The sequence below is a fragment of the Phaeobacter sp. JH20_37 genome (assembly GCF_048056015.1).
Classification (GTDB): Bacteria; Pseudomonadota; Alphaproteobacteria; order Rhodobacterales; family Rhodobacteraceae; genus Phaeobacter; species Phaeobacter bryozoorum.
Genome location: NZ_JAYMWW010000006.1, coordinates 192,912 through 216,634, shown reverse-complemented (window position 1 = coordinate 216,634; position 23,723 = coordinate 192,912). Strand labels below are relative to the sequence as shown.

Genomic DNA, 23,723 nt, shown 5'->3' with positions numbered 1-23,723 from the left:
TAATCAAACGCGGGCAGGGCGCGCGGCGCCTGTGCAACGCCCCGGCGCCGCTGGCTCTGCCCGGTGCGGGCGTCGGATTTGAGTATTTATGGAAAGATGACGGGCGCTGATTCCCAAGACCACATCCCGGGCCGCGTCTCGCGCACGCGCAGAATGTGCGGAAATCCGCACAGCAGGGCCGCCTCCCTGTGCGGGAATTCGCACAACCATGGTGGTGTCGCTGAGAGGTGACCTGAGATTGGTTCGGTAAGCGTTTGTTATAAATTCATAAATTTCCAGTCTCGTGACGCTGTAACAAAGGCTTGAGCGGAGAGGCCAGCGCCGTGATGCTGCCGTCGGGGTCTTTGCTGTTGCAAAGGCCAAGGAGATATTCTGGGAGGAAAGACATGAAATTTGTAACTGCTGCTGCCACCGCCGTGGCGCTGACCATGAGTGCCGGTGCCGCCATGGCGGCCTGTGAGGAAGGCGAAATCGTCGTCAAGTTCAGCCATGTGACCAATACCGACAAGCACCCCAAGGGGATTGCCGCCTCGCTGCTGGAAAAGCGCATCAACGAAGAGATGAACGGCACCATGTGTCTGGAGGTCTATCCGAACTCCACGCTCTACAATGACAACAAGGTGCTGGAAGCGATGCTGCAGGGCGACGTGCAGCTGGCCGCGCCAAGCCTGTCGAAATTCGAGAAGTTCACCAAGCAGTTCCGCCTGTTCGACCTGCCGTTCATGTTCAAGAACATCGACGCGGTTGATGCTTTCCAGGCCTCTGACAATGGTCAGGCGATGCTGGATTCGATGCAGCGCCGCGGTCTGCAGGGGCTGGCCTATTGGCACAATGGCATGAAGCAGATGTCGGCCAACAAGCCGCTGATCGCGCCGTCGGATGCCAATGGGCTGAAATTCCGCGTGCAGTCTTCGGACGTGCTGGTGGCGCAGATGGAAGCGATCGGTGGCAGCCCGCAGAAAATGGCCTTCTCCGAAGTTTACGGCGCGCTGCAGCAGGGTGTTGTGGACGGGCAGGAGAACACCTGGTCCAACATCTACGGCAAGAAGTTCTTTGAGGTGCAGGACGGTGTGACCGAGACCAACCACGGCGCGCTGGACTATCTGGTGGTGACTTCTGTTGACTGGCTCGACAGCCTGGAGCCTGCTGTCCGTGAGCAGTTCCTGACCATCCTTGGCGAGGTCACGGCAACGCGGAACTCCGAATCCACCAAGGTGAACGCCGAAGCGCGTCAGGCGATCATTGATGCCGGTGGCGTGGTGCGTGAGCTGACGCCCGAGCAGCGCGCGGCCTGGGTCGAGGCGATGAAGCCGGTCTGGGAGAAATTCGCAGGTGATGTGGGTCAGGACATGATCGACGCGGCACAGTCGATCAACGCAGGCATGTAAAGGCCACAGGCTGAAGATCCGGGGCTGGCGCGACTGACGCGCCGCCCCAATTTGCACGGTGCGCCATCCGCGCCGGTATCCCATTATCCAAACATCGAGGGAGAGCGATATGGCGGGGGCAAAACCTGGCCCGACCGGGCTTATCAATACACTCGAAGAGACGCTGATTGCGCTGCTGCTGGGGCTGATGACCCTGATCACATTTGCCAATGTGGTGGCGCGATTTGTTTTCAATTCCAATATTCTCTGGGCGCTGGAGCTGACGGTGTTCCTGTTTGCCTGGCTGGTGCTCTTGGGCGCATCCTATGCGGTGAAGGTGCATGCCCATCTGGGGGTTGATGCGATCCTCAACATGGTGTCGGCGCCGGCGCGCCGGGTGATCGGGCTGATCTCGGTCGGCTGCTGCCTGGTGTTTTCGCTGCTGCTGCTGAAGGGCGCCTATGACTACTGGGCTGTGTTTGCCGATCTGCCGCCCACCTCCGGGCGCTGGTTTCCCACCGGTTTTGACATGTCAGCGCGCAGCCAGAGCTTCTACGAGGTGCAGGATGTGCCGATGGTGGCGGTGTTCGGATTTCTCGAAGAGCTGATCAACTACGGCGACTCTTACGAGAAACTGCCCAAAGTGGTGCCCTATGTGGTGCTGCCGCTGTCGATGCTGCTGATGTTGCTGCGCTTTGGTCAGGCGGCGGTGCAGATCCTGCGCGGCGATGTCGATCGTCTGGTGGCCAGCCATGAGGTCGAAGATGAAATTGCCGAGGTTCAGGCGCAGCGCGGGGAGCACGACTGATGGATGTCGTCCTATTGTTTTCCATGGTCATCGGCCTGTTGCTGATCGGGGTTCCGATCGCGGTGGCGCTTGGCCTCAGCTCGACGCTGTTCCTGCTGATCTATTCCGACAGCTCGCTGGCGTCGGTTGCGGGCACGCTTTTTGAAGCCTTCGAGGGGCATTTCACGCTGCTGGCGATTCCCTTCTTCATCCTCGCGTCAAGCTTCATGACCACCGGCGGCGTGGCGCGGCGGATCATCCGGTTCTCGATCGCCTGTGTCGGTCATCTGCCGGGTGGTCTGGCGATTGCCGGCGTCTTTGCCTGTATGCTGTTTGCGGCCCTGTCCGGGTCGTCACCGGCCACCGTGGTGGCCATCGGATCCATCGTGATCGCCGGGATGCGTCAGGTCGGCTACAGCAAGGAGTTCGCGGCCGGTGTGATCTGTAACGCGGGCACGCTGGGCATCCTGATCCCGCCGTCGATTGTGATGGTGGTCTATGCGGCGGCGGTTGAGGTCTCGGTGGGGCGGATGTTCCTGGCGGGCGTCATTCCGGGCCTGATGGCCGGGTTCATGCTGATGGTGACCATCTATGTGATGGCCAAGGTGAAGAACCTGCCCAAGGGCGAATGGCTGGGCTGGGGGGAAGTTGCAGCCTCGGCGGCCAATGCCTCGGTTGGTCTGCTGCTGATCGGGATCATTCTGGGCGGCATCTATGGCGGGATTTTCACCCCGACAGAGGCAGCGGCTGTGGCGTCGGTCTATGCCTTCTTTGTCGCGACCTTTGTTTACCGCGACATGGGGCCGCTGAAAACGGCGCCAAAACCGAAGGATCTGGGGCAGTTTGTGACCATGCTGCCCAAGATGCTGGGGCAGACCGTGGTCTATTTCATCCCGTCCTTCTTTCACGCCGATACGCGCCATGCCCTGTTTGAGGCAGGCAAGCTGACGGTGACGCTGTTGTTTGTGATTGCCAATGCGCTGATCCTCAAACATGTGCTGACCGATGAGCAGGTGCCGCAGCAGATTGCCACCGCGATGCTGTCGGCCGGCTTTGGTCCGGTGATGTTCCTGATCGTGGTCAATGTGATCCTGCTGATCGGTGGTCAGTTCATGGAGCCGTCGGGGCTGTTGGTGATTGTGGCGCCGCTGGTGTTCCCGATTGCGATTGAACTGGGGATCGACCCCATTCATCTGGGCATCATCATGGTCGTCAACATGGAGATCGGCATGATCACCCCGCCGGTTGGTCTGAACCTCTTTGTGACCTCCGGGGTAGCTGGAATGCCGATGATGGCGGTGGTGCGGGCGGCGTTGCCGTTCCTGGCGGTGCTCTTCGTGTTCCTGATCATGATCACCTATATCCCGTGGATATCGACGGTGCTGCCCAATGCGGTGATGGGGCCGGAGATCATAACAAAGTAGCGCTGCGGCGCATCCCCCCGCATATGAAAAGGCCCGGGAGAGTGTCCCGGGCCTTTTTCTGTCTGGCGTTATGTCAGGGGCTTTGCCCCTCTGCGCTGGCGCGCATTCACCCCAGAGTATTTTGCGAAAGGTGAAAAGCGGGCACGGGGCGATGTCATCTTTCCCCAAATACTCCCGCCGGAGGCCGCGCCGTCAGGCGCGTTCAGTCGCTGGCGTCGAGAGCCGCGACAATGGGGGCGAAATCCGCAGCCTTGAGGCTGGCGCCGCCGACCAGCGCGCCATCGACATGGGCCACCGCGAAGATCTCCTTGGCATTGCTGGATTTTACCGAGCCGCCGTAGAGCAGGCGGATGGCATTGGCGGTTTCACCGCCAAAGCGTTTGACGAGGCTTGCGCGCAGGTCGTTGTGCACCTCTGCGATCTGTTCGACCGTAGGCACTTTGCCGGTGCCAATAGCCCAGACCGGTTCATAGGCGACCACCACACTCGTGCCGCTGGTGTCGTCCGGCAGCGAGCCTGCCAGCTGGGCGCGAACCACCTCCAGCGTCTTGCCGGCCTCGCGCTGGTCCTGCGTTTCGCCGACGCAGATGATGGCGGTGAGTCCCGCTGCAATGGCGGTCCTGGCCTTGGCGCGGACCATGTCATCGGTCTCGCCGTGATTGGCGCGCCGTTCGGAATGGCCGAGAATCACCGCGCTCGCCCCGGCGTCATGCAGCATTTCGGCGCTGAGGTCGCCGGTATGGGCACCGTAGGTCGCGCTATGGCAATCCTGAGCGCCGATGTCGACCTTGCTGTCGACGCAGACATTGGCTGCCCGGTAGAGCAGCGTTGCCGGGGGGCAAATCACCACTTCGGCCTTGGCCGACTTGCAGCTATAGGCCAGATTGCCCAGCTCGGTCAGCGCACTTGCGGTGCCGTTCATTTTCCAGTTGCCTGCGACCATCTTGCGACGCATCTGCGTATCTCCCTCAAAATCGGTGCTGCCTTCATGCCCCTGACGGGGGACAGCTTGCTGCTTGGCCTGTCCTAGCATTGTTCGGATTGGGGAACAATTCGCCTGTTCGCATGGAGCCTGTGGCCTGCACATGTTGAACATTACCGAAGTTGCGCGCCAAGGCTGCGAAAAACGGCAATGGGGCGTCTATTTTTTTCAGGCTGCACGTCTGGGTTGTGATTTGCATCTGCCCCAGTCCATCGGGGCTGGCAGGTCAGCCTGCGGGCATATCCTTGAAGCTGATTGATTCCCCGCAGCCGCAGGCCTCGGAGACATTGGGGTTGTTGAACTTGAACCCGGCCTCCAGCAGCGAGACCTCATAGTCGATTTCGGTGCCGAACAGGAACATCTGCGCCATCGGTGCAATCAGCACACGGGCGCCATCCTGTTCGACCACCTCATCGTTGGGATCGGGGGTGTCGACATATTCCATCGTATATTCCATGCCGGCGCAGCCGCCCTTTTTCACGCCGATGCGCAGGCCGGAATGGCCGCCCTTGTCCATCAGCTTGGCGATCTGGGCCGCTGCCTTGTCGGTGATGGTCACCGCTTGTTTGCCGGGAATGCCGAACATCTCTGTCTCCACTATCGCGCGTTACCTCCAATTTAGGGGGGCGATGGCGCAGGCTCAAGGGGGGAGGGGTCAAAGCCCCATGCAATTGGCATAATAGGTGACTGTTGCGGGCCAGTCGGAGAATACGCCGACAACCCCCACATCCTGGGCCAGCACATCAAGGACCTGGTAGACGGCCGCATCCGAGGTCACCGCATCCGAGATCGACTGGAAATACCATCCGCCGCCGCTGGTCAGCGGACCGGAGCGTTCCAGCGTCCAGGTGATGATGTTCAGATCGGCCTCCTGCGCGGCCCGTGCATAGCCGGAGGGCACGATCCGGTCGCCATCAAGCGTCAGCAGCATCCAGATCGGTGGGGCGATGTAATTGAGGCCCATCTGCTTCAGCTCCTGCATCGAGGGTCGGAAGGTTGCGGGATCCATCGGATCAATCTGCCCCTCATCGGCGTCATGGCGGGCAAAGCGGTCGTCGAGATAGACCGCCTGACGGCCGAACTCCGGCGTATGGGTGAGCCAGTATTTGATATCGCTGAGGTCAAAGCTCTGCACCCAGACATCCGCCGCAGGGATGCCGGCGGCGACATAGGCGTCGATCAGTTTCTGCGCATAGGCGTCCTGTGTCATCCCGTTGAAGGGCATGGCGACGGCGGGCGCCTTTAGTTCGGGCGTGAAACGGGCGCCCAGCTCGCGGAACAGGGCGATGCTGTCGGCATGGCTGAGCAGTGTTGCCTCGCCCTGATGCAGATTGCTGCGCCAGGGGGCCAGACCGCCCTGAAAGGCCTTGGCGCTGGTGGCGGTGGCGTCGCTGCTGTCCATCTTTGGTTGCAGGGTCATCAGCTCTTCCAGCGTCAGATCGCTGGTGCGGCATTCGGCGGTGGCGGGGGTGTCGGCACTGGCCGGGGTAAAGGGCTGGGTGCAGCGCTCGGCGAGGGGGCTGGTGAGGATATCGGTGGTGGTGTGCAGATCGTTCTGCGAATGGCGGCAGACCAGTTCCAGGTCTTTGGTAAAGGTCACGTCGCATTCCAGGATCCCGGCGCCCATCGAGGCGGCGGCGCGGTTGCCCTCAACCGTGTGTTCGGGAAACATCAGTGGCGCGCCGCGATGCGCGATGGAGAACTCGGTGGCTTGCGGGGTCTGTGCGGCGCAGGATTGCAGCTTCGTTTTCAGCGGGCCTTCGGGCAGGGCTGCGACCAGATACGCGGGGCGCGGCCCGTAGCTGAGGCTCATCGCCTCGGGCGCGGTGTCGGCAAGGGCAGGGCCGGTCAGGAGCGGTGCGGCAAGGGCAAGTGCGATCAGCGACGTCGGGCAGGCGAAGATGCGGGGCAAAATATGGAACTCCAAATTGGGTGCGCGCGCCCGCGGGTGGTGTTGCGCGCTGCCGGGGCAGCTGTCGCGGAGGATCGGGCGGCTGCGGCTGAGGTGCCGCCAATAATAAGGCCGATATTACGGGGGGATGCGCCCTCGGGGCAAGGGGGCGGGCAGGGGGAGGCGCATTTATCCTGCGTTATGATCGCGCCACGGGACGGCCACGGGGCGTCGGGTCGGGCGTCGGCTCGGGCGTCTGGGCGGTTGGCAATGGCGGCAGGGAGTGCAGCCTCGCGGCGGATATGACAAACGCGGCAGGCCAGAAGCGCTGCCGCGTTGCGGATGGTCGGTGCGGACGCAACGATGGGCGACCGCAGGATCAGGCCAGATCGTTCCTGCGTGGGCTCACATGAAGCCCAGTTCGAGGCGGGCCTCATCGGACATCATGTCCATGCCCCAGGGCGGCTCCCAGGTGAGTTCGACATCGACGCTCTTGACGCCGGGCACCGGCGAGACGGCATCCACGATCCAGCCCGGCATCTCGCCGGCCACGGGACAGCCGGGGGCGGTCAGGGTCATGATGATCTTCACGTCATTCTCGGCAGAGATGTCGATCGTGTAGATCAGGCCCAGCTCGTAGATATTGACCGGGATCTCGGGGTCATAGACGGACCGGCAAGCGTCCACCACAGGCTCGTACAGCTCGTGGCTGACAGAGGAGGGGGCGATCAGCGGTGTGCCTTCCAGCGGTTCGGATGCGTTGGTCATTCGGGCCTCGGTTCGTTTCCTGACTGTTTATATAGGGAAGCCGGGGCCGGGGGTCCAGTGGCGGATCGGTGGCAGCTACGAGATGGTCGAGATTGGGGGCTTGGTGAAACTGAGGGATGAGCGGGCCGGGGCGGGTTCCGGCCCGATGCAGGCAGGGACAGGGGAGCCTGGCTGACCAGGCTGCACATGCGCCACGATTGGGGTTGTTTTTTGCAAATAAGGCAGCCGTTCATTGTGGGGCAAAACGCTGATCGAGGGTGAGAGTTGTCCTTCAACTTCTAAAAGGTCACTTGCTGAAGAAAAATGCGGCACTCCGTAACAATGAAATTGCTCTCTGCATCAAATAAGATTTTCAATAGAAATTGGTCCAAAAACAGATGACTGAAAGGGGGATAATGAGTGGAAACTGCTTCGATCCGCCTCGCCATAATTGATGATCATGCGATTTTCTTGCAGGGGCTCTCCTACGTGTTCGAGAGCAGCGCTTTGGACCTAGACGTGACGAGTTTCACGACGGCCACCGATTTTTTGGCAGAGATAGACAGCGGTCGAACCTGGGATGTGGTCATCACTGATCTGGCGATGAAGCCGTTCAACGGGATCGCGCTGATCGGCGCGTTGCGCGCGCGCAATATTGGCGTTCAGGTGATCGTTCTGTCGGCGTCGGAAGATGCGAAAACACGGACCAATGCCCAGATGGTCGGAGCGTTTCGCTTTGTCCACAAATCGTGTGAAGAGCAGGTTTTGCTGGACGCGATCCTTGCTGCCGTCGATGAGGGGCCGCTACCGGCCAAATCTATTGAGAATGGCGCCCGTCGTACGATGTTCCAATCTGATGGAATGGACACGATCGTCCGCCCGAAACTTGGGCCGCAACAGCAGCGCATATTGTCGATGATGGCGGAAGGCTACACCAACAAGAGCATCGCCCGCGCCCTTTCAATCAGCGAGAACACTGTCAAAACTCATGCCAAAACGATCTTCAGGGAACTCTCTGTGGGCAACCGTGCCGCAGCGGTTCAAAGGGCGCGCGAATTGGCGCTGTTCTGAAGGCGGCTTTCCAGCGCGCGCCGCAAGTTGACTTCCCGGTCCGGCAATTCGATCCCGTTCCTGTCTTGACCCTGCGCATCGCCGACAGGGGCACGCAGGAGATAGGTCGTCGGCGCGAATTGCTGTAGGTCACTGATTTCGCTTTCGGAAAACGATTGCCCGGCGACGGGATCCAATACAATCAGATCGGGGACTTGCCCCAGCAGCGTGATCGCGTCTGCCGCTCCTTGGCAGGTGTCCGCATGGGCAAATTTCCAGTACCAGGACGAGACCAGATCCGCCCATGCGCCCATGTTCGGAAGGGTATCCTGCCCAATAACCAGGACAAAGGCCTGATCGCGCGCGACCTCGACAGGCTGGTGTGACAGTCGCAGCGACACCTGCGTGCCTGTGGTTGTGCTGGACTTGATCTCAAATGTGCCGCCCAGCTCTTGGGCAAGTTCCCGTACGATGCCCAGGCCCAACCCCTGGCCATTGCGGGTTGCGGGCAGGTTTTCGCGTTGGCGCACCGCCTGAATCTGGTCCTGTGTCATGCCTCTGCCCCGATCCGTGACCTGCCACCAGCTCTCGTCGCCGGTCACGAAAACCGACAGCTGCACATACCCGCCGGAGGTCCCGTATTTTACTGCGTTGCTCAGGAAATTTCGTAGGATACGCTCCAGCTTGGGGCGGTCACTCTCGATGATCCCCAGATCATTTTTTACTACGAAATCACAGCCTAGTGCGGCAAATTGCGGGCGATACTCCTCGTCCAGCCGAGACAGCAGATCTGCCACGTCGATTTCGGTATGCGTCAGTCTTGATGTGGGTTGCTCCACATTCGAAAGCTCCTCGACCAGCGCCTCCTGACTGATCAATGCAAAGCGGATTTGGCGCACCAAGACCGCCTGTTCCGGCGAAGTGGCCTGGCGATCCATCTCGGCCAGGAAGTTGCGCAGGGCCAATAGAGGCTGGGTCATGTCGTGCTGAATTGCCTTCAGGGAACGTTTGGCCGCGTGTTGGTGCCTGGCGGCTTCGGCAAATTGCTCCAAAGCCTTTTCAGCCTGCCGACTGACCAATTGGGCTGCGAGCGCATCCCTTGTCTTTTGACTGGCCGTTAAATTGGTGGCGACACAGAAGCTGAAATAGAACAGGATGAACCCGCCATAGATACGGATCACGCCATCTGTTGTGATCAAGAGAAACAGGCCGAACGGCAGGAGTGAGCATATGGCAATGGCGAGGTAGCCAGGCCGGTACACGGTTCCTGCCATGACCCCACCGGCGGTGATTGATGTCAGAAACAGCCCCGCCATAAAAGTCTGGAGTTCAGATGTCGGGCTGGCCAACTGGATCGCGCAAATGCCCCAAACCAGGCCGGTAAAGGCTGAGATCGCGATGTGGCCCATCAGGTACCGATCAACCTGTTCCGGGGTCTCCTCTGCCTGAGGCCAGGCGCGCGCGTAGAGAACCGTGATCACCACCATGATCGAAGCAAGGCCCGCCCATAGGACCGCCTCGCGGTAGAGACGCACGGAGGCGAGGCTGACGGCGATCAAGGCAATCAGAGTAAAGGCGAAGCGGGCGGAACCTCTGGCCCGCTCTCGCAACATACGGGCTTCTTCTGCCCGTATTTCGACCGGGGTCGGTGGAACAAGGGCCTGGCTCATGCTGGGGTGGTTGTGACCGTCACATCACCTGCCCGGCGCCAGAGATATCCTGCAACCGCCAGCCGCAGCACAGCGGGAAGCCCGGCAAAGAAGAATAGCAGGATGCCAAAGGTCTCCGGGCCATTTACGCCGGATTTGTCGAAACCGGCCAAACCCAGGATCGGAAAAGCGATCCCCATTGGCGCAACAAAGGCCATCTTGGAAGCCGCGTTTTTCAGGGCCAAATAGCTGGCAGCTCTTGGGTGGCCGCTGTCGGCTTCATCCCGAGCGACGATATCTGCAAGCATCGACGTTGGCATCACCGCGTCACAGGTCATGCAGGCCCCCAGGCCGATACAGATCAGCTGCATCAATAGGATGTCGCCGGCGCCAACCATGTAGCAGCCCGACAAGACACCGGCGCAGATCGTGATCGCGACTGTCCAAGTTCGGCGCTTGCCGATCATGCTGGAAAGCCAGATCCACAGCGGCACAAAGACTGCCGTGCCCACCAGCAGCAGCAAGAACATCTGACCCACCACCGCAGGTGCATTCAGAACATGGCTGACAAACAGCACCAATAGGCCGACCGTCATCGCGTTGGCTGCCTGAACGGCAAAGAACGCAATCATCAGCCTGCGAAACGCGCGCTCCTGCAAGCAGTTACGCCACGCAGTCCACAGGCTTAAACGGGTCCGGGCCTCCCGGCTTTGCTTTCGCGGCGCCCAGATCAGAAAAAACGCCATTGCGACGGGCATCGTTATGAGAAAGGCCAGCGCCAATGTGCGCAGCGACAGACCCATCTGCGCCCCAATGATCACGGGCGCCAGTGACGCGGCCAGGGCGCCCAGGATTTGAAACACAGCCTTGGTGCCAGCCAGCACCGAGCGCTCGTGCACATTGGGAGAAATCTCCAAACCAATGCTGGAGTAAGGCACATCAAAAGCGGTCACAAAAAGCAAATAGCCGGAGATCACACAGAACAGATACACCGGACCAACCCCATCCGGGGGCGAGAGCAGCAACCAGGCAAACAGCAAAACCCCGGGGAAAGAAAACAGCATCCACGGTACTCGGGGGCCGCGTGCGCCGAAGGTCCGATCGCTCAGCGCACCAATCAGCGGGTCCGTGAACACGTCAAACAAGCGACCAAACATAAACACGGCCCCTACAACCGCCAGCCCCACCCCCATGTCTATTGCGTAAAAGGTTGGCGCAAAGCTCACGATTGCGAAGCTGACCATGGCCAATGGTACGCTGAGAACGCTGAAACAGAAAAGCTGCCAGCCGCTCATAACCCGATTGGTGGTTCTCATTATCTCCCCCAACTCATTTGGGTTATCTTGAACGCATTACTGTTTCCAATGGAATAACTTTCTGTTTCGCCCATAAAAATCACCCGTTCGGGTGATTGTCGCTCCCATCCTTAACTTATTAAAAATTAGCTTGTTTTTGCGTGTTTCTGGTCTCGGATCAGAGGTCGCAGGAAGGCTAGGGGATGGGGCCCGAAAGCTGTCCAATGACAATAACGGAGTATCACCATGGGATATCGCGGTCGTGGTTATCTGAGAAATACTGATATGGAAGTAGATGCGTCGGACGCATCCCGTGGACAATTCATCTGGACGCGCCGGGGAAACGATGAGGTCACCGGCTCCGAGTACCGTGACCGTATCTATACCGGACGAGGTGACGACACCGTAGAAGGCGGCGGCGGCAACGATGTCATGTTTGGTGGCAAGGGACGGGACACTGCGGTTTTTTCCGGTTCTGTGCTGGACTATCAGGTTTCAGGTTTTGGCCGTGGACCCTGGACCTATGTCCAGGGCGAGGACGGCTGCGATTTTCTGCACAGTTTTGAAGTGCTGCAATTCGACGATTTCACATTTGATCTGGCGGGCGACAACGCGCCTCTGGTGATCCTGCGCGATGAGGGTTCGAGCACGTCAGAAGGTGACGCGCTGCAGTTCCAGGTGGATTACTACGACCTGGACGGGACATCGGTGGAACTGGTATCGGCAAGTGTTACCGGCGGCGGGACATTGACGGCGCAGGACAGTGGAGCCAGCCAGACCAGCCAAATCGGGGTCGGCGGCGGTGCAAGCCTGTCCTTTGATCCCGGGACCGCCTACGACAGTCTCGGCGCGGGCGAGAGCACAACCGAAACCGTGACGCTGGTGATCTCGGATGACGAAGGCAATATCACAACTGTCACCTATGATATTGTGATCGAAGGACAAAACGACGCCCCTGTAGCCATGGCCGTGTCTGCGACCGTTGACGAAGACGGCCCGGCCGTCACCGTTTCGGCTGATTACTCGGACGTGGATGCCACCGACACCCACACATTCAGCATCGACACGAGTGCTACGCTTGGCGCGGTCACCGACAACGGCGATGGCACGTTTGGCTATGACCCCAGCGGCGCGTTTGACAGCCTCTCGGTTGGAGAGACAGCAACCGACAGCTTCACCTACACTGTGGATGATGGCAATGGCGGCACTGCGACCGAAACCGTGACGATCACCGTCACCGGCCAGAACGACGCGCCGGTTGCCATGGCGGTAACCGATACTGCCGACGAAGACGGCCCTGCCATCACCATTGCGGCGGACTTCACAGATGTCGATGCCGCTGACAGCCACACGTTCAGCGTCGACACCACAGGCACGCTTGGCGCGGTCACCGACAACGGCGATGGCACGTTTGGCTATGACCCCAGCGGCGCGTTTGACAGTCTCGCGGTTGGAGAAACAGCAACCGACAGCTTCACCTACACTGTGGATGACGGCAATGGCGGCACTTCCACTGAGACGGTCACTGTCGCCATCACCGGCCAGAACGACGCGCCGATCATCAATGTCGCGAACTCTGATCTGGTGGAAGAGATCGGCGCGGGCTTTACCACATCCGGCAGCTTTGACGCGCAAGATTTCATCGAGGCCTTTGATCCCACAAGCGGCACGGCTTCGATCCAGACGGTCGGCGGTCAGGATGCGATGCGGGTGAATATCAACACCGAAGACAGGCGTGCGCCACACACCGTTTTTGATATTGTCGAGCAAGGCGCGCTGGAGGCGAACGACAAGGTCGTCGTGACTGTTCAGGGTGAAGTCGCACGGACAGGCGGCGATCAGGACGTCTTTTTTGGTCTCACCGATGGTGTCGGCCAGGTGTCGTATTTCTCTGTCAACAGCAGGGCGGGACGCCTGTATAACGGCGAGCTCAAGACGGACTCGCAGCCGGGAGACTCGCTACAGGATGGTGCGATTGAGCTGAACCTACTCAATCTGAGCGGGGGGCAGCAGAATACCTTTAGCCTCGAAATCGTCCTCGACGGCCTCAGCGATGTCATCTCGGTGTTCAGCAGTTCGGGTGCGCTGATTGGCACGTTTGATGGCTTTGACCCGGCGTCCTCAACACCCGATCAAACCAACGCGATTGATCCGTCTTTGGGTCTCAAGCTGTTTCTGGCGAGTGATGGTGACAACGAGACCAATTACTTTGTCGGCCTTGACTACGATATGGAGATCACCCGTCAGGGCACGATTGAATTCAACGATGTCGATGTCACGGATGAGCACACGGCAGAGATTGATGCGGTGCGCTTTGTGGGCGATGCAGGCGGGCTGACCTCGGCGCAGGCGCTGGCCCTGATCGAGCTCAGCGTGAACAGCACCGCAGCGCAAGCGTCCGGCTCTGTGGACTGGGCTTTTGACATAGGCGCGGTGGATGCGGCCTATCTGGCCGCGGGCGAGATGCTGATGATTGAGTATGACGTGACCGTGCAGGACGGCAACGGCGGCTTTGACACGCAAACCCTGTCGTTCACAGTGAACGGCACAAACGACGCTCCGGTGGCACAAGCGGTGACCGGCACTGTCGACGAAGATCCGCAGGTTGCCAGCTCTGATGGCATCGGTGCCTATACGATCCCCAATGCCGGGCATTTCTATGTCTACGATTTCGACACGGGCACGGCGGCGTCTATCCAGCGCGACGGGGGCGCGAATTTCACCTTTGATCAGATCGCCGCGCAGTATCTCAGCGAGGGCAACGGCGTGATCGTCCAGCCCAACCCCAATAGCACCGGCTGGGCATTCGCGGGCGAGGTGTTCGTGGATGGGACGGGACAGACAATCGCCTCGACCGATTGGGTCATCAACGGGGGCAACGGCGATGTCGACCTGTCGAACCCTCAGTGGATCTTGTTTGCCGACACCAATCAGAACATCGACAGCATCGAGCTGGACATCTCAGGCCTGGATCTTGGAGGCGGTGTCACGGTGGATGCCCAGATTTCGGTCGGCCCGCTGAACTACGAGTTTTTGCGGACGGATGATCTGCGTGTCGACGGCGCTTCTTTCAGCTCGACCCTGAATGGCCCAAGCCCCTCGGTCACGGTTGCAGCACATGTCACCGATCCTGACAGCGATACCTTTGTGTTCACGATCGACGACAGCGGCACCCTTGGCAACGTCATCAACAACGGCGACGGCACGTTCACCTATTCCGCAGACGGTACGTTCGAGCATTTGAACAGCGGGGAGACGGCCACAGACAGCTTTGCCTACACGGTCGATGACGGCGATGGCGGTCTGGATACGGAAACTGTGACGATCACCATTTTGGGATCAGATGACATCCTGTTTGCCTAGGGGACCAGTACAGCAATCGAAGCAGGCACCACATCAAGGTGCCTGCTTTCGCACGGTTTGCGGTTGCAACTGTCCATGCGCCATACGTGTCTGGTGTCAGGGGGCGTTTCTGGCCGATGAGGCCGCCCGTGTCTGAAGCCCTGCCTTTCGGGGGATGCGGAGTGTTGGACGTTTGGCATGACACGGCTGCCAATGCTCATTCCCCCCTTTGCCGGATGTGCCGTCAGCAAGCGGCACCAAAGATGAACCGGCGGCAAACGTCAGTTCGCGGTATTCGCTCGACAGCCGGTGCCGGAGCTTCCCTAGGCTATCGAAGTTTCCTCGACGGCTTTTCGGATGGTCTGGAAAACCTCCCTCAACTCACTCTTTGAAATGCCACCGAAAGCGAGCCGCAATGCCTGTGGCACAGCAACGGTTGTCGCAAAGGGGTCTGCTCCCGATGCCGAGATGCCGTGTTCTTTCAGACGTGTGACGATAGGCTCGGCGCGGACACCCTTCTCCAACGGCAGCCAGGCAAAACCTGCATTCGGGTGCGACAGGATGCGCGCGCCACCCAACGCGGTCCGGCAGAGCTGCTGGCGCTCAGCGCCATCCCGTCTGCGGTTTTCCTCCGAAGCCACCAGCGTGCCATCTTCCACCCAGCCCGTGACCAGACCGGAAATCAGCGCCGGGGTGTTCCATGTCGTCGCCCGGATCGCTTCAAGCAGTCTGTCGCAGTGGTTTGCAGGGGCGATCACGTATCCCAGGCGTAGCCCCGTGGCGAGGCTCTTGGAGAAGCCGCCCACATGAACGGTACGCTCCGGCGCAAGCGAGATGAGGCTCGGCGGCGGGTCCGGCTCCAGAAAGGCGTATGCAGCGTCCTCGATCACCAGAAGATCATGTTTGCGCGCGACGCCGATCAGACGGTGGCGCGTTGGTTCGTCCATGACTGCGCCCAGGGGATTATGGACGGTGGGCATCAGATAGATTGCCCGGATCTTTCGGTCGCGGCACTGTCTGTCCAGATCATCCGGGCTCATCACGCCGTCCCGCCCGTCAACCGGGATAAGGTCAACCCCCTGCAATGTCGCGATGGATTTGAAGCCGGGGTAGGTCAGCGTGTCGGTGGCGATGGCGTCACCGCGTTGAAATAGCCCAAGGGCGATGATGGCCAATCCATGCTGGCCACCGGAGGTGACCAACAGGCATTCGGGATCAATGGGACCAAGCGTTGATGTGAGATTTTCGGCGATGATCCGGCGTTCGTGGGTGCGTCCGCCATGGGGCTGGTAGCGCAGCATCGCCTCAAGATCACCCGTGGTCGCAAGCCGCCGAAGGCCAGCACGCAGCATATTTGCATCGGCTGCGTCACCCGGCATGTTGAAGACGAGGTCGACGAGACCATCGCTGACGGTCTGTCGAACACCAAGCGTCGTCGGCAGGTCAAGGTCGCGCACATAGGTGCCGCGACCAGCCTCGCCGACAATCAGCCCGCGGCGTTCAAGCTCCCCGTAGGCGCGCGTCGCCGTGGCGAGGGCGACGTTGAACTGCTCCGCAAACGCCCGATGTGTCGGGAGTTTGGTGCCCGGGGCAAGCTTGCCCTGCCGGATCACTGCCGAGAGCATGTCGGCCAAGCGTATGTATCTGGATTTCCTCATCTCTTCACTGTAATTAGTACAATAGAAAAATTGTCATATTTAAAGGCTCATGGCATTCCGATCTGAAGTCAACCTTCAAGGTCCACCCCATGTCCAAACTTATCCCGATTTCGCTTCTTGCCTTTGGCTTGTTCACGGTGACATTCGCCGTGAACCTTCAGGCTCCGCTCTATGATGTTTATGCCGCCGAAAGCGACGTTGGGGCGACGGCAGTGACGGTCGCGTTCGCGGCCTATGTCGGAGGTCTCATGCCGACGCTGCTGCTGGTGGGCGGGCTATCGGATCGGATCGGTCGCCGGGTTCCGATTGCACTGGCGCTGATCTTCGGAGTCGTCGCAACCGCGCTGCTGGTGCAGGTGCCAAGCTGGACAAGCCTGGTCATCGCGCGCTTCCTGCTCGGGATCGGGACAGGTCTCGCGACGACTGCCGGAACCGCCTATATGACGGAAATTCGCGGCGCGGAGCGCGCAAGGAGCGCCGCTCTGATTGTCACCTCGGCAACATCGCTCGGCTTTGGAGGTGGCGCTCTGGCGACCGGTATCAGCCTTGGTGTGCAGGGGCCAAGTTTGCTGCCTGCGAGCTATATCGCGCTGTTTGTGGCAGCACCGGTGCTTGCGGTCCTTGTCCTTGCATTGCCGCGGGTCGACACGCCCAAGCCGGTATCGGTTCTGCGCCTTCCGGTGTTCCCGGCTGGCGTTTGGGTTTTCGGGGCCGCGATGGCGCTGGCCTGGTCCACGACAGGCATGACCATTGCGGTTGTTCCGCTGGAACTTGCCGCGAACGACCTTGGCGGCTGGACGGGCCTTGTCATCTTTCTTGCGATCTTTGTGGGCTTTCTGTGCCAGCCGATTGCCCGCCGCATGACCAACGAACGGGCGCTCGCCCTCGGGTTTGTCCTGATCCCGCTCGGCTTTCTCGTTCTTCTGGCCGGTGTCTGGCTGAAGGTTCTGGCATTTGTTCTGATCGGCACCTGCATCACCAGTGCGGCCAGCTATGGCTTTACCTATCTCGCCGCTCTGGCAGAGGTCTCGTTACATGCGCCGGATGATCGGGCGCGGGCGACGGCGGGTCTGTTCGTCTACGCCTATTTCGGCTTCTCGCTGCCCGTGATTGCCAGCGGCGCACTGGCGGACAGGCTCGGCCTGCTGTCGGCCATGATCGTTTTCGCATCTGTCCAGATCGTGGTGACAGCGATCATCGTGATGCTATGGCAACGGCGACCCGTCCCGTCCAGCGCCGCTGTCAAAGCTGGGTGGCAGTGCAACCGCTAGTTTTGAAAGCCACGGTCCGTCTAAGGTGCGGTATTGGGTGATCTCGGCTGGCCTGAGCCTATCACGGTTGGCCTGGGACAAGCTTGGGCTGGTCTCTCGGCGCCGCATCGCCTCAAGTATGCTATCGGCCCACTGTTCTAATGCTGCTGATCGCATGGAAGTCTGTCTCATTCCGAAACTGCCTATCGGCTTATGCAACGACGCTTTTTAATAAACGTTCGGTCATCAGTGGTGCATCGACCCAAGGGTAATCAGGGATAGTGTTCATGCAAAGAGCGATGCCGATCATTCCCGATATGAGCGTGTCGGTCCTCACTTGAACATCGGCTGCGTCCGGAAGAACCTCTCGGATCAAATCTGAAAAGACTGCGAAATGTGCCAGGGTCTTCTCATCGCTCACGAAGGTACTGACATCCGCGCGGTTCACGTCGTTGGACATAAAGACAAGTCGAAAATGATCGGGATGATTGGTCCAATAGGCGACAAAGGTTTGTGCCGCCGACTGCAACCGTTCACTTGGAGCAGCGATAACCGTTAGCGTCTTCCGGATTTCATCTGACATGTCCGATAGGACGTCCGCCCAAAGGTATCGCAGGATATCTGTCTTGCCCTCGAAATGCGCATAGATCGTCATCGGCGCGCATCCAACCTCCTTCGCCAGACGCCGGATTGAAATCGCTTCGAAGCCTTCTGCTTTGTAGATCTCAAGCGCGTGCTTCCCAATTTTTGCCTGGAATCCAAGGATATCGGTCTCGCTTCGGCGAGGTCTGCCAGCGCGTCTAGCCATGGTTGGACACTCCAATTTAATCTGGAACGCGTCCCAAATAAATCTTGCAATGTCAAGTTTTCATTAATATGGAACGCGTACTGAATTATTATTCAGCCTCAGCGCCAACCTCTAGGAGACATGAAATGAAGAAGATCAAACTACTGAACGCGGTCGTCGTGATCATTGGTGCCGTCATTGTCCTCCTAGGTTTGAACGTCGGCCTTGGCGGGATAAAGACACTGGGATGGCAATCGACACGTGATTTCGTTTTGATCACCGATGCGGCAGCATTCCATGCTCAAGATAGTCACATACGATTTATTGGTGGTGTCTGGTTTGGCGTCGGTGCTGTGTTCATGATCGGAGGTTTTGCAATGCGCCAGCTTCGCCCAACCTTGATCATTCTGTCGACGATGATCGCAGTTGCCGGTCTGTTCCGACTAAGCGCCATGGACACCGGCGGGGTATTCAGCGCTGCCATTGCCCCTTCGTTCGCCTTCGAGCTTGCTGGTTTTCCGCTACTTGCATGGTGGCTGATGGTGTCTGCCAAACGAGAGGCCTAGGGACAGGATCAGAAGGTTTCTGCTGTAACGCGTGATTCACGGTTCCGAAAACGGAGCGGTGAATTGTCTGATTTTTTGTCTGACGGATGCGCAGATGGCGCGCCTTGAACCCTTCTTTCCCAAGTTCCACGGCGAGCCCCGCGTTGATGGCCGACGTGTGTTGAGCGGAGTATCTTTATCAATCGCGATGGGTTGCGCTGGCGAGGTGCTCCTCGGGAGTACGGCCCGCATAGGACTCTCTACAGCCGCTGGACGCGCTGGAGCGAGAAAGGCATCTTCGCGCGGATGATGGCGGGGCTGGCCGCCGGGCACGGCGAAGAACAGGCCGTGATGATCGACGCGACGTATCTAAAAGCCCACCGCACAGCGACCAGCATGGCCGCGAACTATGGAGGATCAGGAACTGATCCAGTGGATCAATTCCCCGACGAGGGGAGGTGCGGCCGCCTGATCCCTTGTTGCCCGGCAGGGCATTGCGCAGCAATGTCCCGAGAGGGGGCGAGACAAGTGTAGAATGAACACCAAGCTGCATGCCATCTGCGACAGCCAGGGGACCCGCTCGATCTGTTCGTTACCGACGGTCAGGTGCGACTACATCGGCGCGCGGGCGCTGCTCAGTGGTCTCCCAAATGTCGATTCGCTGCTCGGGGATCCCCGCCCAGTGCAGACCGGACGGGGCTTTGTTCAGTCGTTGATGTCGTGGTCGAAGTGTTTCACCTGGCCTTTGGGGCCCTTGAAGAAGTGGCGCAAGACCAGCCAGGCGATCAGCGAGAGGGTGGCGTAGATCAGCAGCAGCACCGGCAGGGTGATGCTGCCTGCGGGGGTGGCGACCAGCAGCAGGGCCACCAGCACCGCGCCGGCGGCAAAGCCTATCACGTCCTCGGCCCCGGCTTGATCCATATGGGAAAAGTCGGCGCATACAGCGGCAGCCCTGGTGCCCAACGCCCTGATCTTCATTCGCAAAGCCGAGTTCCTGGGCTGTTGGTCAAACCTCGGCCACCTTGTCGGTGGAGACGCCGGGTTTGATCGTCGCGATGGAGGCATCAATCCATTCGCGCGCCTTCACATAGGCGTTATTCTGCCATGGGGTCACGCGGCCGACGTTGAACCTGCGGTAGTAGCAGGTGCGATACCCCTGATAGGATTGCAGGATATCAAAGAAGGCCTGATCGCCGGCTCGGATCAAAATCCGAAGGCTGTCTGGCAGTGCAGACCCCTGCGGATCTGGCGGCGCGGGCTGACATCGTTGTGACGATGTTGGCCGATGGCGCGGCCTCTTATGCAGTGCATCTCGGCCGCGGCGGATTGTTTGCCTCGACAGGCAGCGCGACCTTGGTGGAAATGGGCACGATGAGCCCTGACCACATCGCCGATCTGGTCGCAACCGCGCCAGAGAATATCCGGGTGATTGATGCGCCGGTTTCCGGGGCGACACAAGATGCTGATCTTGCGGCCGTATTCGATGCGGTGAGCCGACAAACCATCTATCTCGGTCAGTCCGGGGCAGGGGCTGTGATGAAACTGGCGGTGAATTCGCTGATCCACGGGATTATTCAGACGCTTGCCGAAACGATGACCCTGGCCGAAGCCTCCGGCATCACGTCTGAGCAGGCATTCGATGTGATCGTGGCCTCTGCGGCCTGTGCGCCAATGCTCAAATACCGGCGTCCGCTCTATCTGAACGAGGCAGATCACGATGTCACCTTTACCGTGGCACTGGCCCGCAAAGACATGGAGGTGACGGCACAGCTTGCAGATCGACTTGGCACTGCGATGCCGCAAGGCCGAACCACACTGGCTAAATTGATCGAGGCGGAAAAGGCAGGTTATGGCGCCCGCGATATGGCGTCGATATCGACCTACATGCGAAAGGATACACCATGAAAGCGGCGCTGTTTGTTGGCGGCTGGTTGGCACGGGCATATGGGGGATGCGTTCCGCGATCGCCCGACCTATCATTTCCTGATCGGCGGTCAGTTTGTGGCTCATCCCCCCGGATGGCCCGACAACCTGCAGCCGCGCGAAGACCATATTGATTACGATGTGACCATCTGCAAACCCGACGATCCGATTGTGCAAGACATAAAGAGTTTCCGCCTGACGACCGAGCAATACCATATGCTCGTCGATCCATCGAACGAGGTCCTGGCGACCACGACGTTTTCGGGCGATCATCTGTGGTGGATCGAAGGCACCGTGATCCCGGTTGTCTGGAAACGCCGCTGGAACAAGGGCCGCGTCTTCTATTGCTCAATCGGCCACGAGTTGGACGACCTGAAGGTGCCGCAAGTCACCGAGATTATTCGCCGTGGGGCCCTGTGGGCGCTGCGCGGCGCGGCGTGATGACACGATATTCAAGTCATAATTATGAGGACACGATATGAAGCTTCTCCGCTACGGCGCGCCCGGCGCAGAAAAACCCGGACTTCTGGATGCGTCAGGCCGCGTTCGCGATCTGTCGGGCGTGGTCCCGGATATCTCTGGTGAGACATTGCGCCCTGCTGGCCTGAAGGCCTTGCAAGCACTGGACCCGGAAACACTGCCGCTGGTTGACGGCACACCTCAAGAGGATCTGCGCCTTGGGGCCTGTGTCGGGAATATCGGCAAATTTGTCTGCATCGGCCTGAACTACGCCGATCACGCCGAAGAGGCGGGGATGCCGATCCCCGAAGAACCCATCATCTTCAACAAATGGACCTCTGCGGTGGTCGGCCCGAATGATGACATTCAGGTCCCGCGCGGTTCGGTCAAAACCGATTGGGAGGTCGAATTGGGCGTCGTGATCGGCGAACCGGGCTCTTATATCGACGAGGCCAACGCGATGGACCATGTCGCAGGGTTTTGTGTGATCAACGATGTGTCAGAGCGCGATTTTCAGCTCAATCGGGCAGGCACGTGGGACAAGGGCAAAGGCTGCGATACCTTTGGGCCAACAGGGCCTTGGCTCGTCACAGTTGATGAGATCGCAGACATGGACAACATGGGGATGTGGCTGGATGTGGATGGCAAACGCATGCAGACAGGATCAACCGCGACATTGATCTTCAAGATCCCGCACCTCGTGTCCTATTGCAGCCAGTTCATGAGCCTGCAGTCGGGGGATGTCATTTCAACCGGCACGCCTCCGGGCGTGGGGATGGGGCAATCCCCGCAGCGGTATCTGCACGGCGGAGAGGTTGTGACCTTGGGTATCGACGGATTGGGCGAGCAACGATCAAAGGTTTTGCCAGCCTGACAGGATCGCAAATGACACCGGCTTACTGAGCCGGTGTCATTTGACCTGCATGTGCGTTTTCCGCGATCTTCTGGGCCTGATCGCGCAAGATGAATTTCTGGATCTTGCCGGTTGACGTGCGCGGGATCGGCATGAACACGAACTGTCCGGGCACCTTGTAGGGCGCAAGCTGGTCCTTGCACCACGCGCGCAATGTGGCGGCATCCACATGTTCACCTGTAGCCAGTTCCACAAAAGCACAGGGCGTTTCGCCCCATTTTTCGTGCGGCATGGCCACCACGGCAGCAATCGCGACGGCGGGGTGACGATAAAGCGCTTCCTCCACCTCAATGGACGAAATATTCTCGCCGCCCGAAATGATGATATCCTTGGAGCGATCCTTCAGCTGAATATAGCCGTCCGCGTGCCGCACGCCGAGATCGCCGGAATGGAACCAGCCGCCTGCAAAGGCCTCTTGGGTGGCTGTGGGATTGCGGAAATAACCCTTCATGACGACGTTGCCGCGAAACATCACCTCGCCCATGGTTTTCCCGTCGCGCGGCACGGGCAGCATGGTGTCCGGGTCCAGCACATCCAATCCTTCCAGCGGCAGATAGCGCACGCCTTGGCGCGATTTCAGCTTTGCCTGCTCGGCGGGCGGCAGATCGGACCAGTCCTGATGCCAGTCATTCACCACGGCAGGGCCGTAGGTTTCAGTCAGCCCATAGAGATGCGTGACATCAAAGCCTGAGGTTTTCATATCCGCCAGCAGCTTCTCCGGCGGCGGGGCGGCAGCGGTAAAGAATTGCACGGTATGATCAAGTTGGCGCTTTTCGGTCTCCGGCGCCGAGATCATCAAAGACATGACAATGGGCGCGCCGCACAGGTGGGTGACGTGCTCATCTGCCAAAGCGGCCCAGATCGGTTCTGCCCGCACCTGACGCAGGCAGACATGGGTGCCGATGATCGCCGACAGCGTCCATGGGAAACACCAGCCATTGCAGTGGAACATTGGCAGCGTCCACAGATAGACCGCATGTTTCGCCATCGACGTCGTCAGCGCATTGCCCTGCGCCAGCAGATAGGCCCCCCGGTGGTGCGAAACCACACCCTTTGGATCGCCTGTCGTCCCCGATGTGTAGTTGATCGAAATCGCGTCCCATTCATCCAGCGGCATCAGCCAGTCGAATTCAGGATCGCCCGTCGACAGGAAGGCCTCGTAATCCTGCGCATCTGCCTCGGTAACGGGTCCGCAGAATTCAGCGTCGTCGTATTGGATGACAAGCGGGCGCACTGTTGCCAGCGCCAGCGCATCCTGCATCAAGGGCATGAATTCGCGGTCTACGATGACGATTTTGCACATGGCATGGTCCAGCTGAAACGCAATCACCGAGGCATCTAGCCGGGTGTTCACGGAATGCAGGACCCCGCCACACATGGGAACACCGTAATGGCATTCCAGCATTGCGGGCGTATTGGCCAGCAGGGCCGACACGGTGTCACCGCGCCCGATGCCTTGCTCTGCCAAAGCACAGGCCAACTGACGTGATCGCGCATAAAACGCCGCATAATTGCGCCGCAACGGGCCATGCACCATCGCAGTGTGATCAGGAAAGACCGAGGCCGCGCGTTCCAGAAATGTCAGCGGCGTCAGTGGCTGATGGTTTGCAGGATTGCGGTCCAGATCGGTATTATAGGGGTTTGCGGTCATGGC

Annotated in this window: 20 protein-coding genes and 2 pseudogenes; 11 read left to right on the top strand and 11 right to left on the bottom strand. The window is 59.6% G+C overall.

Annotated features, from left to right (window positions below; all coding sequences use genetic code 11):
- The first annotated feature begins 386 nt into the window (after positions 1–386).
- From VWZ87_RS03220 to VWZ87_RS03210, 3 genes are all read left to right on the top strand, one after another.
- Positions 387–1,388, top strand: a complete 1,002-nt coding sequence (locus VWZ87_RS03220; protein WP_340545956.1) for a DctP family TRAP transporter solute-binding subunit — start codon at positions 387–389, stop codon at positions 1,386–1,388.
- Positions 1,389–1,497: 109 nt separating this feature from the next.
- Complete coding sequence (locus VWZ87_RS03215; protein ID WP_340545955.1) at positions 1,498–2,175, top strand: TRAP transporter small permease; 678 nt, start codon at positions 1,498–1,500, stop codon at positions 2,173–2,175.
- Complete coding sequence (locus VWZ87_RS03210; RefSeq protein WP_340545954.1) at positions 2,175–3,578, top strand: TRAP transporter large permease; 1,404 nt, start codon at positions 2,175–2,177, stop codon at positions 3,576–3,578. Before VWZ87_RS03215 ends, VWZ87_RS03210 begins: the two co-directional genes overlap by 1 nt.
- Before the next feature lie 202 nt (positions 3,579–3,780).
- On the opposite strand, the gene tpiA is transcribed toward VWZ87_RS03210, so the two are convergent.
- The 4 genes from tpiA to VWZ87_RS03190 all read right to left on the bottom strand — a co-directional run bounded on the left by tpiA (position 3,781) and on the right by VWZ87_RS03190 (position 7,219).
- A complete protein-coding gene (tpiA, locus tag VWZ87_RS03205; protein ID WP_340545953.1) occupies positions 3,781–4,533 on the bottom strand; it encodes a triose-phosphate isomerase in 753 nt (250 codons plus the stop codon).
- 253 nt (positions 4,534–4,786) lie between these two features.
- On the bottom strand, positions 4,787–5,146 hold the full coding sequence (locus VWZ87_RS03200) for a HesB/IscA family protein (protein WP_340545952.1): 360 nt from the start codon (positions 5,144–5,146) through the stop codon (positions 4,787–4,789).
- Between the two features lie 69 nt (positions 5,147–5,215).
- Complete coding sequence (locus tag VWZ87_RS03195) at positions 5,216–6,472, bottom strand: glycerophosphodiester phosphodiesterase family protein (RefSeq protein ID WP_416535176.1); 1,257 nt, start codon at positions 6,470–6,472, stop codon at positions 5,216–5,218.
- A gap of 384 nt (positions 6,473–6,856) precedes the next feature.
- A complete protein-coding gene (locus VWZ87_RS03190; RefSeq protein WP_340545951.1) occupies positions 6,857–7,219 on the bottom strand; it encodes an SUF system Fe-S cluster assembly protein in 363 nt (120 codons plus the stop codon).
- A 399-nt stretch (positions 7,220–7,618) separates the two neighbouring features.
- On the opposite strand from VWZ87_RS03190, the gene VWZ87_RS03185 reads away from it, so the two are divergent.
- The gene (locus tag VWZ87_RS03185; RefSeq protein WP_340545950.1) at positions 7,619–8,269 is read left to right on the top strand and encodes a response regulator transcription factor; all 651 of its coding nucleotides are present in this window, start codon (positions 7,619–7,621) and stop codon (positions 8,267–8,269) included.
- Here VWZ87_RS03185 and VWZ87_RS03180 read toward each other — a convergent pair.
- Positions 8,239–9,918: a sensor histidine kinase gene (locus VWZ87_RS03180; protein WP_416535175.1), complete on the bottom strand. Its 1,680-nt coding sequence runs from the start codon at positions 9,916–9,918 to the stop codon at positions 8,239–8,241. The two genes, VWZ87_RS03185 and VWZ87_RS03180, sit on opposite strands and share 31 nt — an antisense overlap.
- On the bottom strand, positions 9,915–11,213 hold the full coding sequence (locus tag VWZ87_RS03175) for an MFS transporter (protein WP_416601022.1): 1,299 nt from the start codon (positions 11,211–11,213) through the stop codon (positions 9,915–9,917). The genes VWZ87_RS03180 and VWZ87_RS03175 overlap by 4 nt, the downstream gene beginning before the upstream one ends.
- A 264-nt stretch (positions 11,214–11,477) precedes the next feature.
- Between VWZ87_RS03175 and VWZ87_RS03170 the strand changes: the two genes are divergently transcribed.
- Entirely contained in the window at positions 11,478–14,555 is a 3,078-nt protein-coding gene (locus VWZ87_RS03170; RefSeq protein ID WP_416535173.1) for a VCBS domain-containing protein, read from the top strand.
- Between the two features lie 302 nt (positions 14,556–14,857).
- Here the strand turns inward: VWZ87_RS03170 and VWZ87_RS03165 are convergent, their stop codons facing one another.
- Positions 14,858–16,168, bottom strand: a complete 1,311-nt coding sequence (locus tag VWZ87_RS03165) for a PLP-dependent aminotransferase family protein (protein ID WP_416535172.1) — start codon at positions 16,166–16,168, stop codon at positions 14,858–14,860.
- Between the two features lie 113 nt (positions 16,169–16,281).
- Between VWZ87_RS03165 and VWZ87_RS03160 the strand changes: the two genes are divergently transcribed.
- The gene (locus VWZ87_RS03160) at positions 16,282–17,463 is read left to right on the top strand and encodes an MFS transporter (protein ID WP_416535171.1); all 1,182 of its coding nucleotides are present in this window, start codon (positions 16,282–16,284) and stop codon (positions 17,461–17,463) included.
- 190 nt (positions 17,464–17,653) lie between these two features.
- Here the strand turns inward: VWZ87_RS03160 and VWZ87_RS03155 are convergent, their stop codons facing one another.
- Positions 17,654–18,250 (bottom strand): TetR/AcrR family transcriptional regulator, encoded by a 597-nt coding sequence (locus VWZ87_RS03155; protein WP_416535170.1) that lies wholly within the window; start codon positions 18,248–18,250, stop codon positions 17,654–17,656.
- 125 nt (positions 18,251–18,375) lie between these two features.
- On the opposite strand from VWZ87_RS03155, the gene VWZ87_RS03150 reads away from it, so the two are divergent.
- Entirely contained in the window at positions 18,376–18,795 is a 420-nt protein-coding gene (locus tag VWZ87_RS03150) for a DUF4345 domain-containing protein (protein WP_416535169.1), read from the top strand.
- Positions 18,796–18,889: 94 nt separating this feature from the next.
- Positions 18,890–19,447 (top strand): annotated as a pseudogene (locus VWZ87_RS03145) (IS5 family transposase); the annotation flags it as partial.
- Between the two features lie 32 nt (positions 19,448–19,479).
- Here VWZ87_RS03145 and VWZ87_RS03140 read toward each other — a convergent pair.
- Both VWZ87_RS03140 and VWZ87_RS03135 read right to left on the bottom strand, forming a co-directional pair.
- Positions 19,480–19,758: a hypothetical protein gene (locus VWZ87_RS03140; protein ID WP_416535168.1), complete on the bottom strand. Its 279-nt coding sequence runs from the start codon at positions 19,756–19,758 to the stop codon at positions 19,480–19,482.
- Between the two features lie 25 nt (positions 19,759–19,783).
- A pseudogene (locus VWZ87_RS03135) lies at positions 19,784–20,050 on the bottom strand (M24 family metallopeptidase); the annotation flags it as partial.
- Between VWZ87_RS03135 and VWZ87_RS03130 the strand changes: the two are divergent.
- The 3 genes from VWZ87_RS03130 to VWZ87_RS03120 are packed head-to-tail and all read left to right on the top strand — an operon-like array spanning position 19,939 to position 22,030.
- The gene (locus VWZ87_RS03130) at positions 19,939–20,679 is read left to right on the top strand and encodes an NAD(P)-dependent oxidoreductase (protein ID WP_416535206.1); all 741 of its coding nucleotides are present in this window, start codon (positions 19,939–19,941) and stop codon (positions 20,677–20,679) included. The pseudogene VWZ87_RS03135 and the gene VWZ87_RS03130 overlap by 112 nt on opposite strands.
- Before the next feature lie 12 nt (positions 20,680–20,691).
- Positions 20,692–21,138 carry a ThuA domain-containing protein gene (locus VWZ87_RS03125; protein WP_416535167.1) on the top strand — a complete coding sequence of 149 codons (447 nt, stop codon included), beginning with the start codon at positions 20,692–20,694 and terminating at the stop codon, positions 21,136–21,138.
- A 37-nt stretch (positions 21,139–21,175) separates the two neighbouring features.
- Complete coding sequence (locus tag VWZ87_RS03120; RefSeq protein ID WP_416535166.1) at positions 21,176–22,030, top strand: fumarylacetoacetate hydrolase family protein; 855 nt, start codon at positions 21,176–21,178, stop codon at positions 22,028–22,030.
- A gap of 22 nt (positions 22,031–22,052) precedes the next feature.
- Here VWZ87_RS03120 and VWZ87_RS03115 read toward each other — a convergent pair whose 3' ends face one another.
- On the bottom strand, positions 22,053–23,720 hold the full coding sequence (locus VWZ87_RS03115) for an acyl-CoA synthetase (protein ID WP_416535165.1): 1,668 nt from the start codon (positions 23,718–23,720) through the stop codon (positions 22,053–22,055).
- Positions 23,721–23,723: the final 3 nt, after the last annotated feature.